General features: G+C 65.7%; 20 protein-coding genes. 15 read left to right on the top strand and 5 right to left on the bottom strand.

Annotated elements, in window-relative coordinates; genetic code table 11:
- The first annotated feature begins 37 nt into the window (after window positions 1-37).
- From E5554_RS22790 to E5554_RS22765, 6 genes are all read left to right on the top strand, one after another.
- A complete protein-coding gene (locus E5554_RS22790) occupies window positions 38-868 on the top strand; it encodes a cytochrome c oxidase subunit 3 (protein WP_004208605.1) in 831 nt (276 codons plus the stop codon).
- A gap of 10 nt (window positions 869-878) precedes the next feature.
- The gene (locus tag E5554_RS22785; protein WP_136188191.1) at window positions 879-1,262 is read left to right on the top strand and encodes a DUF983 domain-containing protein; all 384 of its coding nucleotides are present in this window, start codon (window positions 879-881) and stop codon (window positions 1,260-1,262) included.
- Complete coding sequence (locus E5554_RS22780; RefSeq protein ID WP_136188190.1) at window positions 1,259-1,900, top strand: SURF1 family protein; 642 nt, start codon at window positions 1,259-1,261, stop codon at window positions 1,898-1,900. Before E5554_RS22785 ends, E5554_RS22780 begins: the two co-directional genes overlap by 4 nt.
- Before the next feature lie 44 nt (window positions 1,901-1,944).
- On the top strand, window positions 1,945-3,345 hold the full coding sequence (gene thrC / locus E5554_RS22775; RefSeq protein WP_136188189.1) for a threonine synthase: 1,401 nt from the start codon (window positions 1,945-1,947) through the stop codon (window positions 3,343-3,345).
- Window positions 3,346-3,398: 53 nt separating this feature from the next.
- The gene (locus E5554_RS22770; RefSeq protein ID WP_017500086.1) at window positions 3,399-4,268 is read left to right on the top strand and encodes a class I SAM-dependent methyltransferase; all 870 of its coding nucleotides are present in this window, start codon (window positions 3,399-3,401) and stop codon (window positions 4,266-4,268) included.
- A 92-nt stretch (window positions 4,269-4,360) separates the two neighbouring features.
- Entirely contained in the window at window positions 4,361-4,711 is a 351-nt protein-coding gene (locus E5554_RS22765) for an endonuclease domain-containing protein (protein WP_136188188.1), read from the top strand.
- A gap of 61 nt (window positions 4,712-4,772) precedes the next feature.
- Here the strand turns inward: E5554_RS22765 and E5554_RS22760 are convergent, their stop codons facing one another.
- Window positions 4,773-5,474 carry a glutaminyl-peptide cyclotransferase gene (locus E5554_RS22760; protein ID WP_051886861.1) on the bottom strand — a complete coding sequence of 234 codons (702 nt, stop codon included), beginning with the start codon at window positions 5,472-5,474 and terminating at the stop codon, window positions 4,773-4,775.
- Window positions 5,475-5,599: 125 nt separating this feature from the next.
- Window positions 5,600-6,337, bottom strand: a complete 738-nt coding sequence (locus tag E5554_RS22755; protein WP_136188187.1) for a folate-binding protein YgfZ — start codon at window positions 6,335-6,337, stop codon at window positions 5,600-5,602.
- A 205-nt stretch (window positions 6,338-6,542) separates the two neighbouring features.
- Between E5554_RS22755 and E5554_RS22750 the strand changes: the two genes are divergently transcribed.
- Window positions 6,543-7,874: a dihydroorotase gene (locus tag E5554_RS22750; protein WP_136188186.1), complete on the top strand. Its 1,332-nt coding sequence runs from the start codon at window positions 6,543-6,545 to the stop codon at window positions 7,872-7,874.
- Between the two features lie 6 nt (window positions 7,875-7,880).
- Here E5554_RS22750 and rarD read toward each other — a convergent pair whose 3' ends face one another.
- A complete protein-coding gene (gene rarD / locus E5554_RS22745; RefSeq protein ID WP_247594459.1) occupies window positions 7,881-8,738 on the bottom strand; it encodes an EamA family transporter RarD in 858 nt (285 codons plus the stop codon).
- Window positions 8,739-8,779: 41 nt separating this feature from the next.
- A complete protein-coding gene (locus E5554_RS22740; RefSeq protein ID WP_004208594.1) occupies window positions 8,780-9,001 on the bottom strand; it encodes a hypothetical protein in 222 nt (73 codons plus the stop codon).
- 162 nt (window positions 9,002-9,163) lie between these two features.
- On the opposite strand from E5554_RS22740, the gene E5554_RS22735 reads away from it, so the two are divergent.
- From E5554_RS22735 to E5554_RS22715, 5 genes are all read left to right on the top strand, one after another.
- On the top strand, window positions 9,164-9,910 hold the full coding sequence (locus E5554_RS22735; RefSeq protein WP_210729786.1) for a hypothetical protein: 747 nt from the start codon (window positions 9,164-9,166) through the stop codon (window positions 9,908-9,910).
- 152 nt (window positions 9,911-10,062) lie between these two features.
- Window positions 10,063-10,428, top strand: coding sequence for a hypothetical protein (locus tag E5554_RS22730; RefSeq protein ID WP_010339630.1), 366 nt, complete (start codon window positions 10,063-10,065; stop codon window positions 10,426-10,428).
- Complete coding sequence (locus E5554_RS22725; RefSeq protein WP_247594339.1) at window positions 10,418-10,669, top strand: hypothetical protein; 252 nt, start codon at window positions 10,418-10,420, stop codon at window positions 10,667-10,669. Before E5554_RS22730 ends, E5554_RS22725 begins: the two co-directional genes overlap by 11 nt.
- Before the next feature lie 86 nt (window positions 10,670-10,755).
- On the top strand, window positions 10,756-11,664 hold the full coding sequence (locus E5554_RS22720) for a LysR substrate-binding domain-containing protein (protein WP_136188184.1): 909 nt from the start codon (window positions 10,756-10,758) through the stop codon (window positions 11,662-11,664).
- Window positions 11,665-11,922: 258 nt separating this feature from the next.
- Window positions 11,923-12,942, top strand: a complete 1,020-nt coding sequence (locus E5554_RS22715) for a fatty acid desaturase family protein (RefSeq protein WP_136188183.1) — start codon at window positions 11,923-11,925, stop codon at window positions 12,940-12,942.
- An 18-nt stretch (window positions 12,943-12,960) separates the two neighbouring features.
- Here the strand turns inward: E5554_RS22715 and E5554_RS22710 are convergent, their stop codons facing one another.
- Window positions 12,961-13,539, bottom strand: coding sequence for an Lrp/AsnC family transcriptional regulator (locus E5554_RS22710; RefSeq protein ID WP_136188182.1), 579 nt, complete (start codon window positions 13,537-13,539; stop codon window positions 12,961-12,963).
- Here E5554_RS22710 and E5554_RS22705 point away from each other — a divergent pair.
- Genes E5554_RS22705 through E5554_RS22695 form a run of 3 tightly spaced genes read left to right on the top strand, consistent with a single transcriptional unit; the run spans window position 13,538 to window position 16,280 of the window.
- Entirely contained in the window at window positions 13,538-14,500 is a 963-nt protein-coding gene (locus tag E5554_RS22705) for a DMT family transporter (RefSeq protein WP_136188181.1), read from the top strand. The two genes, E5554_RS22710 and E5554_RS22705, sit on opposite strands and share 2 nt — an antisense overlap.
- A gap of 44 nt (window positions 14,501-14,544) precedes the next feature.
- Complete coding sequence (gene crcB, locus E5554_RS22700) at window positions 14,545-14,931, top strand: fluoride efflux transporter CrcB (protein ID WP_136188180.1); 387 nt, start codon at window positions 14,545-14,547, stop codon at window positions 14,929-14,931.
- On the top strand, window positions 14,928-16,280 hold the full coding sequence (locus E5554_RS22695) for an RluA family pseudouridine synthase (RefSeq protein WP_136188179.1): 1,353 nt from the start codon (window positions 14,928-14,930) through the stop codon (window positions 16,278-16,280). Before crcB ends, E5554_RS22695 begins: the two co-directional genes overlap by 4 nt.
- Window positions 16,281-16,282: the final 2 nt, after the last annotated feature.

Genomic DNA, 16,282 nt, shown 5'->3' with positions numbered 1-16,282 from the left:
AGAATAACCGAAAAACAGGGAAGAGGTAGAAACCGTCATGGCAGGCGCCAAGAACCACGATTATCATATCCTTCCGCCCAGCATCTGGCCGCTGTTCGGCTCGATGTCGGCGCTGGTGATGGCGATGGGCGCGATCATGTGGATGCATCCCGACGCGATGCCTGCCGGCGGTGGCTGGATCTTCCTGATCGGTGTGGCCGGTGTCCTCTTCACCATGTTCAGCTGGTGGAGCAATGTGATTGCCGAGGCGCATGCCGGCGATCATACGCCGGTGGTCCAGCTGCATCTGCGCTATGGCATGATCCTGTTCATCGCGTCGGAAGTGATGTTCTTCGTCGGCTGGTTCTGGGCCTTTTTCGATTTCTCCCTCTTCCCCAGCGAACTGGCGCCGATCGAGGGGATGTTCCCCTCCAAGGGCATCGAGGTGATGAACGCGTTCGAGCTGCCCTTGCTCAACACGCTGATCCTGCTCTGCTCGGGCACCACCGTCACCTGGGCGCATCATGCGCTGATCCACGGCGATCGCGAAGGGCTGAAGAAGGGCCTGTGGTGCACGGTGATCCTGGGCGCGCTGTTCAGCTGCATCCAGGCCTATGAATATATGCACGCGCCGTTCCCGTTCGGCGGTTCGCCCTATAGCTCGGCCTTCTACATGGCGACCGGCTTCCATGGCTTCCACGTGCTGGTCGGCACCATCTTCCTGGTGGTGAACCTGATCCGCGCCTATAAGGGCGACTTCACCCCGCGCCAGCATTTCGGCTTCGAAGCGGCCGCCTGGTACTGGCATTTCGTCGACGTGGTGTGGCTGTTCCTGTTCGCTGCCATCTATGTCTGGGGCGGCTGGGGCGCGCCGATCCACGGCGGCTGATGGTTCAGGGATGACGGCGAAGGCGACAGGCATGGACCTGCTTGCGGCCTCCGCCCGCGGCCTTTGCCCCCGTTGCAGCGCACCGACCCTGTTCGAAGGGCCGGTGCGTTTTGCGTCGGGTTGCCGCCAGTGCGGGCTCGATTATGGCCAATATAATGTCGGCGACGGGCCGGCGGCTTTCCTGACGCTGATCATCGGCGCGGTCATGGTCGCGCTGGCGCTGACCCTGGAACTGACCCTCCATCCGCCGCTATGGCTGCACCTGCTGCTCTGGGCGCCGCTGACCGCCGGCGCCGTGGTCGGCAGCCTGCGCGTCGCCAAGGGCGCGCTGCTGACGGTCGAATATCGCAAGGATGCCCGCGAGGGGCGGGTGGTGGAGAAAAAGGACGCATGAGCGGGCGGCGCATCCCGATTGTTCCGACCCTGCTGGTCTGTGTCGCGATCGCTGTCATGATCGCGCTCGGCATCTGGCAGTTGCAGCGCCGGGGCGAGAAGGAAACCATGCTGGCGCTGGCCGCCAGCAATGTATCGCGCCCGGCCGTCGCCTTCCCCAAAATGCCGCCGGTGCCCGACGAACTTCTGTTCCGCCCATCCTCGGTCCATTGCCTGCGCGTCGTCGGCTGGCAGGTGGAGGCGGGGCGCGCCGCCGATGGATCGACCGGCTATCGCCATATCGCCCAATGCACGACCGGCGCCGAAGGGCCGGGCGCGCTGGTCGCGGTCGGCGTCGGTCAGAAGCCGGATGACAAGCCGGCCTGGACCGGCGGGCAAGTCGAAGGCTGGATTTCTCAGGAACCAGACCATCGTTCGCTGATCGCGCGGGCAGGGGGCAAGACCATGCCGCTGCGGCCGATGCTGGTCGCGCGCGCAGCACCGCCGGGCCTGAAACCCATGGCGCCGCCCAGCACCGCCGACGTGCCCAACAATCATCTCGCCTATGCGGTGCAATGGTTCATTTTTGCCGCGCTGGCGGCAATAATCTATCTGCTTGTCCTGCGCCGGCGCAATGCGGAGCCACCAAGGCCGTCGTAAAGGCTTGCCCCGGCGCGCGTGCGTCGCTACCGCGCTTTCCCATTATGCAATATGTCAGCACCAGGGGCAGCGCACCGGCGCTCGGTTTTGAAGATGTCACGCTGGCGGGCCTGGCGTCCGACGGTGGGCTGTACGTGCCAGAGAGCTGGCCGCAATTTTCCGCTGCCGACATTCGCGCCCTCGCTGGCCTCTCCTATGTCGAAACCGCCGTGCGCGTCATGGCGCCGTTCGTCGCCGGATCGCTGAGCGAGGAGGAACTGCGTGACCTCTGCACCGCTGCCTATGGCCGGTTCAGCCATGACGCGGTGACGCCGCTGGTCCAGCTCGACAATCGCCACTGGATGCTGGAGCTGTTCCATGGTCCGACCCTGGCGTTCAAGGATGTCGCGCTCCAGCTGCTCGGCCAGTTGTTCGAGCGGTTCCTGTCGCGCCGCGACGACCATCTGACCATCGTCGGCGCCACATCGGGCGACACTGGTTCGGCCGCGATCGACGCGGTCGCCGGCCGCGAGAAGGTCGACATCTTCATGCTGCATCCCGAGGGCCGCGTGTCCGACGTGCAGCGCCGCCAGATGACCACGGTGCTGGCGCCGAACGTGTATAACATCGCGATCGATGGCAGCTTCGACGATGCGCAGGCGCTGGTGAAGCGCATGTTCAACGACGCGGACTTCAAGGCGCGCTTCAACCTGTCGGCGGTGAACAGCATCAACTGGGCGCGGCTGATGGCGCAGGTCGTCTATTATTTCTACGCCGCCGTGCGGCTGGGCGCGCCCGATCGCCCGATTGCCTTCTCGGTGCCGACCGGCAATTTCGGCGATGTCTTCGCCGGCTATGTCGCGTCGAAAATGGGCCTGCCGGTCGCCAAGCTGGTGGTCGCCACCAACGTCAACGACATATTGCACCGCGCTTTGTCGGAGGGCGACTATAGCCAGGGCCAGGTCGTGCCGACCGCGACGCCCAGCATGGACATTCAGGTCAGCTCCAATTTCGAGCGGCTGCTGTTCGATGCCGGCGGCCGTGACGGCCTCGCGCTCGCCCAGCAGATGCAGGGTTTCGAGGCGAGCAAGGCGATGCGCCTCACCAATGCCCAGCGCGAGGGCGCGGCCAACCTGTTCACCTCCGCCCGGATCGATGCCGACGGCATGACCATGGCGATGCGCTGGGCGTTCGACGCCGCCGGCCAGGTGATCGACCCGCACAGCGCCATCGGCCTCGCCGCCGCGCGCGAGGCGGACATCGACCCGTCGATCCCCGTGGTGACGCTGGCGACCGCCCATGCCGCCAAGTTCCGCGATGCGGTGGAACGGGCGACCGGCACGCGGCCACCGCTGCCTGCACGGGTCGGCGACCTGTTCGCGCGCGAGGAAAGCTATGCCAAGCTGCCCGGCACGTTCGAGGCGGTGACCGCCTATGTCGCGGAGCGGGCGACGCCGCGCGGCTGATCGCGGGTTGATCCCCTCTCGACAGGAGCGGCGCAAGAGACGATGAGGCCCCCATGGAACTCAAGACTCTCATCGGCGAACCCTGGTCCGACTATGGCCTGATCGACTCGGGCAACGGCCGCAAGCTCGAACGCTATGGCCGTTTCCGCTTCATCCGCCCCGAACCGCAGGCGATGTGGGCGCCGGCGACCGAAGACTGGCGCGCCGACGGCGAATTCATCCCCGGCTCTGACGAGGATGGCGGCGGCCGCTGGTATTATGACAAGCCGGTCCCGGCCGAGGGATGGCCGCTGCACTGGAAGGAAGTGACCTTCCAGTCGAGCTGTACCCCCTTCCGGCATCTGGGCTTCTTCCCCGACATGGCGCCGGTGTGGGACTTTATGCGCGCCAGCACGGCCGACAAGCCCGAGGCCGAGGTGATGAACCTGTTCGGCTATACCGGCGTCGGCACGCTGGGCATGTCGGCGGCGGGCGCGCGGATGGTCCATGTCGATGCGTCGAAGAAATCGGTGGCGCAGGCGCGGGCGAACGCTGACCTGTCGGGCATGGGCGACCGGCCGATCCGCTGGATCGTCGAGGATGCGGCCAAGTTCGTCGCGCGCGAAGTGCGGCGCGGCCGCCGCTATGACGGCATATTGCTCGACCCGCCCAAATATGGGCGCGGCCCCGACGGCGAAGTCTGGCGGCTGGAAGAGGATCTGCCGGGCCTTATCGCCAATTGCCGCCAGTTGCTGGACGCGGACAGCCGCTTCCTGTTCCTCACCGTCTATGCGGTGCGCATGTCGGCGTTGGCGATCGGCGAATTGCTGCGCCAGGCCTTTGCCGACCTGCCCGGCGAGGTGGAAGCGGGCGAACTGACCGTGCGCGAGGAAGCCCGCGGCCTGCTGCTCCCCACCGCCATCTGGGCGCGCTGGAAGCGGTAAACGGAAGGGCGACGCCTGAAAGTCCTCTCCCGCCTGCGGGAGAGGGTTGGGTGGGGGCTTTTCTAAGACGACCCTCATGATAGGCTCTGCCGATGCCCAGCATCGGCCCGACCAGTCCCAACGCCGCACGTCTGCGGCGCAACGCAACCGAATGTGAGCAACGGCTATGGGCCGTCCTGCGCAATCGCCAGCTTGAAGGCTTCAAGTTCCGGCGCCAGGCGACGGTCGGGCTGTTCGTGGTCGATTTCCTCTGCGCCGAATGTCGCTTCATCGTCGAAATCGATGGCGGGCAGCATGATGAACGGACGGATGCGTCGCGCACGGCGCAACTGCAATCGGCGGGCTATGTGATCCACCGGTTCTGGAATCATGATGTGGTCGAGAATTTCGACGGCGTGGTGGAGCGGATCAGGCTGGAGCTGCTTGCCGTTCGAGAGACGTAAGCAAGAAGACCCTCACCCAACCCTCTCCCGCAGGCGGGAGAGGGCTATTACGCGCGTCGCCTTACTTCCCGACCTTGATTTCGAACAGCTTGGGCCAGTTCTTGCCGGTGATGAAGACGCGGTCGCTCTTGGCGTCATAGGCGATGCCGTTGGCGACGGCTTCGCTGTCGGTGACGCCGGCCTGCTTGCGCAGCGGGGCGACGTCGATCCAGTCGATCACGCCGCCGCTGCGCGGGTCGATCCGGGCGATCTTCGTGTCATACCAGACATTGGCCCAGATCTCGCCCTTCACCCATTCCAGCTCGTTCAGCCGATCGACCGCGCGGCCGTTCCAGGTGACGGTGATGCGGCGCTGTTCGCCCAGCGTTTCGGGATCGAGGAAGCGCAGTTGAGCGCTGCCGTCGCTCATGATGATCGACCGGCCATCCTGGGTCAGGCCCCAGCCTTCGCCTTCATAGCGGAAGGTGGAGAGGGGCGAGAAATCGTCCAGCTTCCACACAAAGCCCTGGCGATGGCGCCAGGTCAGGCTGACCAGCTTGCCGCCCCAGTTGACGATGCCTTCGCCGAAATAGGGCTGCTCGACGACACGGCGCTGCTCGACCTTGCCGGTCTTGAGCGCGACCTTGCGAATCTCCGACTGGCCTTCGAGGCCGGTGCTCTCATAAAGCGCGCCGTCGAGGTAGAAGAGACCCTCGGTGAAGGCTGCCGGATCATGCGGATAGGCCTTGACCAAGGTCCAGGGCGTTTCCGCCCGCGCCGGCATGGTCAGGGTGAGGGCGCACAGCACCGCCAATAATATCCGTTCGCTTCGAGCGAAGTCGAGAAGCCTGCGTGCAGCGGTTCTTGACAGGCTCGAACCGAACGGCTGTTGGTGCCAGGAACAAGGCTTCATTCGGCGGCCTGCGCGGCGATCGCGGTGGCAAGCCAGGCGGGCAGGGTGGCGGGATCGATCGCTTCGACCCGTTGCAGCTCGATCGAGAGGCCAAGGTCGGGCAGGGCGGTGCGCTGGCGCTTCTCGTCGGCCTGCTCCAGCGGTACGGCAACCAGTCGCCGGTTCACCTTGTTGCGATAATGCATGCGCGCGGTGTTTTCCTGCCCGACATAGCAGCCCTTGTCATAATCGACGCCGTGCAGTTCCTCGGCATTGGTTTCCAGCCACAACGTCTGGTCCTGCCCCAGTTCCGCCGCGCCTTCGAACACCCCAAGCGACAGCCGATGGGCGCGGAACGCGGCGGAGGCGTCGCCATCGCTCGCCGGCGCCAGCCAGCGCGCGCCCAATTCTGGCAGGCGCGGGTCGCGGGGCTTGTCGGCCGCATCGATCGCCCAATGCACCGCCAGCGTCTCGTCGCGCGCGATCACCACCTTGCGCCGCAGCCGGTATATGGTCAGCCGCTTCGCCAGTGCGTCGGCCTGCGCCCCCTCGCAGTCGATCAATATATCGCCGTCGTCGCCCCACAGGATGAAGTCGAACAGCGCCTTGCCCTGCGGCGTCAGCAGCGCGGTCCAGCGCGCTTCGCCGTCTTTCAGCGTCAGCACGTCGCGGGTCAGCAGCCCCTGCAGGAAGGGACGCGCCTCTTCGCCGGAAATGCGCAGCACCGCGCGGTCGGTAAGGGTGGTATCGGTCATCGGCTTTAGGTAGGACAGTTATGCCTGATTACCAACCCGTTCGGGCTGAGTCCTTCGACTGCCTGCTTGCAGCAGGCGCTCAGGATAAACTTCACCAAAGGTGAAGTCGAAGCCCTTGCCTGAGCGGAGCGAAGGCCTCACTGCGTTCGGCAGTGCCCTTCGACTTCGCTCAGGGCGAACGGAATTATAAAGCGGAAACCACGCCATGACCCAGACCTTCGACATGATCCTCAAGAACGGCACCGTCCATACGCCGGGCGGCGCGGAGCAGGTGGATGTGGGCGTGCGCGGCGGCAAGATCGTCGCCATCGGCACCAGCCTGGGCGATGCGGGCGAAGTGGTCGACTGCACCGGCCTCGACGTGCTGCCCGGCTGCATCGACAGCCAGGTGCATTTCCGCGAACCGGGGCTGGAATATAAGGAGGATCTGGAATCGGGCAGCCGCGCCGCGGTGCTGGGCGGCGTCACCGCCGTGTTCGAAATGCCCAACACCAATCCCAATACCGACACCGCCGAGCGGGTGCATGACAAGCTGAAGCGCGCCCATCACCGCATGTGGTGCGACCATGCCTTCTATGTCGGCGCGACGGCGGAAAATGCCGAGCAGTTGAAAGAGCTGGAGCGGATTCCCGGCACGTCGGGCGTCAAGATCTTCATGGGCGCGTCGACCGGCAGCCTGCTGGTGGATGATGACAATGCGTTGGCCCGCGTGCTGGCGTCGGGCACCCGCCGCGTCGCCATCCATGCCGAGGACGAGACGCGCATGAACGCGCGCAAGGATTATCGGGTCGAGGGCGATCCGTCCTCGCACCCCGTCTGGCGCGACGATGAAAGCGCGATGATCGCGACCAAGCGGATCATCGCGCTCGCCCGCAAGGCGCGTCGCCGCATCCACATCCTGCACGTCACCACCCCGGCGGAGCTGGAATATATCGGCCAGAACAAGGATGTCGCGACCTGCGAAGTCACGCCGCAGCATCTGACGCTGGCCGGCGAGGACGCCTATCCGCGGCTGGGCACCTATGCCCAGATGAACCCGCCGATCCGCAGCGCGGCGCATCGCGACGGCCTGTGGTTCTGGCTCAATCAGGGCGTGCCCGACGTGCTGGGCAGCGATCATGCGCCGCACACGATCGAGGAAAAGGCGAAGGTCTACCCCGCCTCGCCCAGCGGCATGCCGGGCGTGCAGACGCTGGTGCCGCTGCTGCTCAACCATGTCGCCGAAGGGCGGCTGACGCTGCGCCGCTTCATCGAACTGACCTCGTCGGGGCCGCAGCGCGTGTTCGGCCTCACCTGCAAGGGCCGGATCGCGCTCGGCTATGATGCCGACTTCACCGTGGTCGACCTCAAGAAGAAATGGACCGTCGGCAAGGAGTGGCTCGCCTCGCGCTGCGACTGGTCGCCGTTCGACGGCATGGACCTGACCGGCAAGGCGATCGGCACCATCATCCGCGGCAACCGCGTGATGTGGGAAGACAGCCTGGCCAATCAGGCAGTCGGCGAGCCGGTCCGGTTCGAGGCGACCGAGTTCAACTGATCGGGATCAGGCCGTCGCCAGCCGGTTGCGGCGGGCGGCGGCATAGCTGTCGCTGGCGAAGAGGATGAGGCCGAGCCAGATCAGGCCGAAGCTCAGCATCTGGCCCTGGCTCAGCGTCTCGCCCAGCAGCACCACGCCGCACAGAAATTGCAGCGTCGGCGCCAGATATTGCAGCAGCCCCAGCGTCGCCAGCGGCAGGCGCTGGGCGGCGGTGGCGAACAGCACCAGCGGCACGGTGGTGACGCCGCCGGCCAGGATCAGCAGGCCGGTGGTCGACACGTCCTGGCCAAAGCTGATGCCGCCATGGCCCGACAGCCAGATCAGGTAGCCGATCGCCGGCGCGACCAGCAGCAGCGTTTCGACGCCCAGGCCGGTCATCGGCGCAATCGGGGTGAGCTTGCGGATCAGGCCATAGAGGGCGAAGCTGATCGCCAGCGCCAGGCTGATCCACAGGGTGGTGAGCGCGGCCGCAGCCAGGATGGCGACGCCGATCGCGGCGATCGCGATCGCCAGCATCTGTCCGCGCCGCAGCCTTTCCTTGAGTATGACGACGCCGAGGCCCACGCTGACCAGCGGGTTGAGGAAATAGCCCAGGCTGCAGGCGACGACATGGCCGTCATTGACCGCCCAGACATAGACCAGCCAGTTGATCGCGATCATCACCGCCGATGCCATCAGCGGCAGGACCAGCCGGGGCGTCCGCAATGCCGCGACGAAGGCGGCGAGCCCCTTGCGCGCGGCCAGCAGCACCAGGATCAGGATGACCGACCAGATCACCCGCTGGGTCACGATCTCGATCGGGTCGACATGATGCAGCAGGCGGAAGAAGAGCGGCAGCATCCCCCAGATGCTGTAGGTGCCGATCGCGGCGATGACGCCCTTGCGGGTTTCGCTTTCCGCTATGGTCACAGGATTCCGCCGCCCAGGAACAGGCGCAGCGCGCCGAAGGCGGCGACGATCAGGCAGAAATTCTGCCCGCCCTTTTTCGACGACATCAGGCCGATGAAGGCGCCGAACAGCGCCATCGGCACCAGCAGCCAGTTGAGCGCGCCGAGCAGCGGAAACACCGCCGGGATCATCAGGACAAGGGTGACAAGACCGATCAGGGCTGACAGAAGGTTGAGCATAGTCCGACTGATGGCGGCTTTGCTGTCCCGGAACAAGACAAGCGACCATGCCACCCGGCAGAAACTGGCCCTGCGATGGGGTAGGGGCGTCTATGCACCCTGAATGCGAACGGAAAGTCCCGCTATCCGTTCTATGTGCCGGGTTATGAAGGAGCGAGGCGGATGGCGATTTCCCGACAAGTTGGTGTGATGGCGTTGCTGCTGGCGCTCGCGGCCTGTGGCAAGGGCGGCAAGGACGGCAATCTTGCCGCGCTGGACGACCAGTTGACCAACGATGCCGCGGACCCGGCGGTCAAGGGCGCGCTGGCCGATGATATCGTCGTCGATCCCAATCTGGTCGGCCAGTCGAACCGCAATGCCGTGCGCAGCGCCGATCGTGCCGCCAATGGCGCCCTGCCGGTGCTGAGCGGCGACGCCGGCAAGGCGCAGGCGGAAGCGGCCAAGCTGGTCGGCGGCAAGCTGCTGTCCGCTCCGGCACCGGTCAGCGGTCCGATCAAGAACAGTCCGATGACGCTGGGCGGGCTGGCGCGCGAACAGGCGCAACTGGGCGGCGGCGGCAATGCCGGCTGCGCCAAGAAGCTGGTCTATGGCATGCAATGGGCCAGCCGCATGCCCGATCCCTTCACCCTCTATCCCGGCGCGCAACTGACCGAGGCGGCGGGTGCGGAAAAGGATGGCTGCACCCTGCGCGCGGCGAGCTTCGTGACGCCGGTGCCCAAGCAGGGCGTGATCGATTATTATTATACCCAGGCCCGCCGCGCCGGCTTCGATGCGGAACATCGCATCGTCGAGGGCGACAATGTGCTGGGCGGCACGCGCAAGGCCGATGGCAGCGCCTATTTCATCGTCTTCACCAATGCGCCGGGCGGCAAGACCGGCGTCGACATCATCGCCGATCACGGTCGATAAAAGGGGGTCATAAGGGGGAGAGGGCATCGTCCCCCTTTGTTGAACTGGAGCGCTTTGTTTCCAAAACGGAAACGATCTGTCGTCCTTTTGCCGGCTACAAGCCCGACCCGTGCATCGCTACATCCCCTGCAACAACAGGTGGGATCAAGGCGATGCAACACTCCGTCTTCAACCGGGCCGATACGGCCAATGACAATGTCGGCGAACCCTTTGACGCGCAGGAGCGCCAGGTGCTCTGGCTGGCCGATAGCGATCCGGCCAGTTCCGTGCCTTCGGTCCGTGCGCCGCTCGGCCGGTTGCGCAGCTTCCTGCGCGGCCCGGAGCCGACCTACACCCTGGCCAATCCGCGGCTGGAAACGCTGCGCCAGAGCGCGATCATCCTGCGCACTGGCCGGTCGCTGACCGGCGAGGAGCTGGAGGCGTTCGATGCGGCGGGTTTCTCGCGCGAGCAGCTCGACCTGCTGCGCGTGCTCTACATGACCGGGGATGCCCGGCGGGCGGTGGTCCGTGCGGCCTGATCCTTCCGGCAGCGCGTTGCGCCAGCAGCCGATGCAGGCGCTGGAGATGCTGCGCGCATTCCATCTGGCGCATCCGCGCGTCGTCACGCGGCTGGCGCTGTTCTTCCTGATCCTGTTCGTGGAAATCGTCCTGTTCAGCGGTATCAACGGCATGGTCGATGATCTGCTGGTATCCTTCGTGGCGACGGTGGCGGCGTCGCTCTTGTTCCTGCCGATGATGGTCAGCGGCCAGGCGCGGTGATCGTGGATGCCGCGCCCGGCTGGCGCCAGCCGGGCGGAGCGTGTAGCACCGGTCCGACGCGGCAGGAGAGCGGACGGGACGGCGCCATGGATCTGGATGATTTGCGCAGCTTTGCCCAGGTCGTGCGCCATGGCGGCTTCAGCGCGGCGGAGCGTGCCACCGGCGAACGCAAGGCGAAGCTCAGTCGCCGGGTCGCGCGGCTGGAACAGGTGTTGGGCGTTCGCCTGATCGAGCGATCGACCCGCAATCTGCGCGTGACCGATGTCGGCCGCGAAATCTATCGCCAGTGCGAGACGATCGCCGAGGGGATCGACGCCACCCAGGCGATTGCCGCGCGCGCGCGGTCGCAGATCAGCGGCAATTTGCGCATCGCCTGCCCGCCGGGGCTGGCCCGCTATCTGCGCACCGATGTCTTCGCCCGGTTCCTGCTGCTCTATCCCGATGTGCATCTGGAAATGCATATCAGCAGCCAGCGGATCGACCTGATCCAGGAACGGTTCGATGCCGCCTTTCGCGTGGATATCGACACCGTGCATGATCAGGCGCTGACGATGCATCAGCTTGGGCGGCTGGACCGCATCCTGGTGGCCGCGCCGGCGGTGGCGGCGCAGGGTGCGGCAACGACCATCGCCAGCCTTGCCGGCCTGCCGACGTTGAGCGTGGGCGAGCATGTCGAACATGATGAATGGCTGCTGATGAACGGGCAGGGGCGACAGCATGTCGTGGCCCATCATCCCCGATTCTGCAGCAATGATTCGGCGACGGTGCGCGATGCGGCGGTGGCCGGACTGGGCGTGGCGCTGCTGTCGTCAGCGGCCTGTTCGGTCGAGCTGCAACAGGGGCGGCTGGTGCATGTCCTGCCCGACTGGCGGACCAGCGAGGGCATCGTCCATGTCCTCTTCACCGCGCGCACCGGCATGTCGCCGACCTTGCGCGCGTTCATCGACTATGTCGCGGAAAGCTTTCCATCGCTGACGGGCGGCCCGCTGGCCTGAACGGCCGTCAGCGCAAGCCCGCTTCCTTGGTCAGGCTGTACAGCCCGCCGACGACCAACCCGAGCGCCAGCATGTGCGCCGAAAATTCGAAAACAATATCAACCATCATCGATCCCCACCGATTGGAAGCGATCCTTCTGCGGCCATGCGCCTAACAAGCCATTAATGCTGATGGGAAAGAAGGGGCGCGCTTGACGCTGTTCTGCGCCGACCATAGCATTCCGTCCCAGGCAGGCATGGTGTCGGGAGGCAGTTTCCATGGAGGATATCGCCCAGGAACGTGGCCCCGGCTATCGTTACTCGCGCCGTGCTACCCTGCCGCTGATCCGGCAATTGTCGGTGGTCCCCAACTGGCGCAACGCGCTGCTGCTGGCGCTGCAATGGGCGGCGATGATCGCCGCATGCACGATCGCGATCAGGATAGACCGATGGCCGGCCTATCTGATCGCCGGCATCGTCATCGGCACGCGTATCCAGGTCCTGGCGGTGATGATGCATGAGGCCTGTCACGGCATGCTGTTCAGCAACCGGCGCGTCAACGACCTGATCGGCGACCTGTTCGTGGCCTATCCGCTGGCGCTGAGCATCGATCTCTACCGTGTCGCCCATATGGTGCATCATCGCCATACCAACACGATGCGCGACTATGATTATCGGGTGCAGCGCAAGGATGTCGACCAGCATTTCCCGAAAAGCGGGCGCGCCATGGTCGTGCTGCTGCTGCGTAGCCTGTCTGGCCTCAACTATTATCGGGCGGCGCGGGCGGCGCGAATCTGGTCGCCCTTGTCCAATTTCCACAATCCGATGCGCTTCGGCTTCGATTTCCGGCTGGCGCTGCGCGTCCGCTACATCGTCTGGGCGGTGCTGGTCTATGGCGCGATCCTGTGGTCGCCCTGGCGCTGGCAGATATTGGGGCTGTTCATGATTCCCCAGTTCATCTGGGCCAATGTGTTCAACCGGTTGCGGGCGATGGCGGAGCATAATGGCGTCACGGACGAGACGGAAATACGCGGCACGCGCACCGTTATCCCGACCCTGATCGACCGGATCCTGATCGGGCCGCTCAATGTCAGCTATCATCTGGAACATCATCTGTTCCCGTCGGTGCCCTGGCATAATCTGCGCCGCTTGCACCGGCATCTGATGGCGTCCGATCCGCGCTATGCGCGCGATGCGCATGTCACGCAGGGCTATTGGGGGGTGATACGCGAACTGATGCCGCCGCCCGCGGTCAGTGGTCCCGATCGGCAGCAGGTTCCGGTCGAGGCGAATCCGTAACCCGAAGCGGCGCACGGATCAGGGAATGACCAGTTCCATGCTCGCCTTCACCCGGTTGAGCGCCAGATAGCTGTGATAGCTGGCGACCGATTCATTTTCCGCGAACAGGCGGCGGGTGATCGCTTCGTAACTGCGCATGTCGGGCGCGACGATCAGCATGATGAAGCTGCGGCCGCCGGTGACATAATAGCATTGCTGCACTTCGGGTGCGTCGCGGAACAATTGCTTGGCCTTGTCGACGCGCGCCGCCTTTTCATCGACCAGATTGACCTCGACGATCGATGTGACGCCCAGGCCCACCTGATCGGGATCGACGATCGCGACATTGCGCACAATCACGCCGCTGCGCTCCATCGCGGCGATGCGGCGCTGCACGGCGGCGGTCGACAGGTTGACCGCCTCGGCAATCGCGCGCTGCGGCATGCGGGTGTCGCGCTGGATCAGGCGCAGAATCGCCCGGTCGAAATGGTCGATCTTGGTGGTCTGGCTCATGAAATGAGTAATTGTTGCATTTGACTGGCCAATCAAGAGCGCCTTTCTCATGTCGATGATGATATTTCCCGTCACCTGAATTTTCGACAGGCGGAATGCGAGCATGAACCAGTCACGAGCATCCGGCGCGATCCTGGCCGGCATCTTTTGCGGTATGGGGGCCGGGGCGCTCTGGGGCCTCGTCTTCCTGGCGCCCGAGATCGTGCCGGGCTTCAGTCCGCTTGAACAGGCGATCGGCCGTTATCTGGCCTATGGGCTGATGTCCGTGCTGCTGGTTGCGCCGCGCTGGCGGGCGATCCGGCCGCTGCTGACGCCGCGCATATTGTGGGCGCTGGCCTGGCTCGCACTGGCGGGGAACCTCTTTTATTATGTGCTGCTGGTGAGCGCGGTGCAGATGGGGGGCATTGCCATGACCTCGCTGGTGGTCGGCTTCCTGCCGGTCGCGGTGACCATCGTCGGCAGCCGACAGGCGGGCGCGGTGCCGCTGCGGCACCTGGCGCCTTCGCTGCTGCTCTGTGTCGCGGGTGCGCTGTGCATTGGCTGGCAGGCGATCGTCATGCCGGGCGGGGGCGCGGTGGCGACGCGTATCATCGGCTTTGCCTGCGCGGTCGGGGCGCTGATTTCCTGGACCGGCTTTGCGATCGGCAATGCCCATTGGCTGCGACGGATGGACGGGATTACGTCGCAGGACTGGAATTTCCTGATCGGCCTCGCGACTGGCGCGCAGGCGCTGCTGTTCCTGCCGCTGGTGCCGTGGCTGGGCAGTGGCACGCATGATGCGGCCGACTGGACCCGCTTTGCGGCTGTCGTGATCGCTGTCGCCCTGTTCGCTTCGATCGTCGGCAATGCGCTGTGGAATCGCATGACCCGGCTGCTGCCGCTGACCATGGTGGGACAGATGATCCTGTTCGAAACCGGCTTTGCCCTGCTCTATGGTTTCATTTGGGAAGCGCGGCTGCCGACGCCCTTGGAGGGCACGGCATTCGTGCTGGTGATCCTCTCGGTGCTGAGTTGCATCGCCGCCCATCGCCGTCCGATCCCGGCGGAGGCCAGCATCGCCGCCTGAATGCGTCCTTTCCCCTTTGGCGGAATCGCGATAGGGCGACAATCATGACCAATATCTTCCTTGTTATGGGCGGCGGCGCGGTTGGCGCGGCGCTGCGCTATCTGCTGGGGCGGTTCGCCGGGCAGATGGCGCCCGGCGCGGCCTGGCCCTGGGGCACTTTTGCCGCCAATCTGATCGGCGGTTTCGCCATGGGCCTGCTCGCCGGATGGCTGGCGCGTGGCAGCACGGCGTCGGGCGAACCGGTGCGGCTGCTGCTCGGCGTCGGCGTGCTGGGCGGTTTCACCACCTTTTCCTCCTTCAGCCTGGAGACGATGCTGATGATCGAGCGCGGCCAGATCGGCCTGGCGCTCGGCTATGCGCTCTTCTCGCTGGTCGGCGCGGTGGCCGCGCTGGCGCTGGGTCTTACGGTTATGCGGAGTGTTGCGGCATGAAGGGGCGTCCTCCCGGCAAATCCGGCGGTCCGGCACGGGGCGGCAAGCCCGGCGGTAGCAAGCCAGCAGGGCGCAGCGGCGCGCCCGGTCGCGCCCGTGGCGGCGCCAAGGCGGCAAGCGCGCGCAAGCAGGACGGCGACCGGCCATTCAAGCCCGGCACCAAGTCAGTGGGTAAGCCCCGGACCAAGGCACCCGCCGCCAGGGCGGCGGCCCCGGCCCCGGTGGTCGCGGCCAAGCCCAATCCGGCCAAGGGCGTCAGCCTGGACGTGCGGCAATATCGGGTGCAGGCCGATGACGATGGCATCCGCCTCGACCGCTGGTTCCAGCGGCATCTGCCCGATGTCGGCTTCAACATCGTGTCGCGCTGGTCGCGCACCGGCCAGTTGCGCGTCGATGGCGCCCGCGCCGCGCCGGGCGACCGCATTGCCGAAGGCCAGATGATCCGCGTGCCGCCGGCCGAGCCCAAGGTGGCGGCGGCCGACAAGCCCAAGCGCGTCCGCGTCATCGACCTGACCGAGGACGAGATCGCCTATGTCCAGGACATGGTGATCCACCGCGACAAGCAGGCGATCGTCATCAACAAGCCGCCGGGCCTCGCCACCCAGAGCGGGACCAAGACCGACGAGCATGTCGACCGGCTGCTCGACGGGCTGATCTTCGACGCGGAATCCCGGCCCAAGCTGGTCCATCGCCTCGACAAGGATACGTCGGGCGCGCTGCTGCTCGCCCGCTCCAGCCGTTCGGCCGCGCATTTCGCCAAGGCCTTTTCCAGCCGCACCGCGCGGAAAGTCTATTGGGCGATCGTCATCGGCGTGCCCAGCATCGACGATGGCATGATCGAACTGCCGATCACCAAGCAGCCGGGCACCGGTGGCGAGAAGATGCATGTGGACGAGGAAGAGGGCCTGCCCGCCCGCACCCGCTATCGCGTGATCGAGCGCGCCGGCAATCGCGCCGCCTGGGTCGAGTTGCAGCCCTATACCGGCCGCACCCACCAGTTGCGCGTCCATATGGCGGCGATCGGCCATCCGCTGGTCGGCGACGGCAAATATGGCGGCAAGGACAGTTTCCTGTCCGGATCGATCAGCCGCAAGATGCACCTCCATGCCCGCCGCATCCGCGTCGATCATCCCGATGGCGGCCGCATCGACATGAAGGCGGAACTGCCCGAACATTTCCTCAACAGCCTGATTGCGCTGGGCTTCGACCTGTCGCTGGGCGACATGCCGCTGGATGACGAGATCGACCGGACGCCGACCCGCGAGGATGAGAAGAAGGCGGCCCGCGCCCATGCCAAGCAGATCCGCAAGGGCAGGCGCGGCGAGCGGCGCGGTCGCGGCGAGAAATAAGG

The sequence above is a fragment of the Sphingobium sp. PAMC28499 genome (genome assembly GCF_004795815.1).
GTDB classification, from domain to species: Bacteria; Pseudomonadota; Alphaproteobacteria; order Sphingomonadales; family Sphingomonadaceae; genus Sphingobium; species Sphingobium yanoikuyae.
Note: the sequence above shows the minus strand (reverse complement) of the source record. Positions and strands in the feature narration are given on the sequence as shown.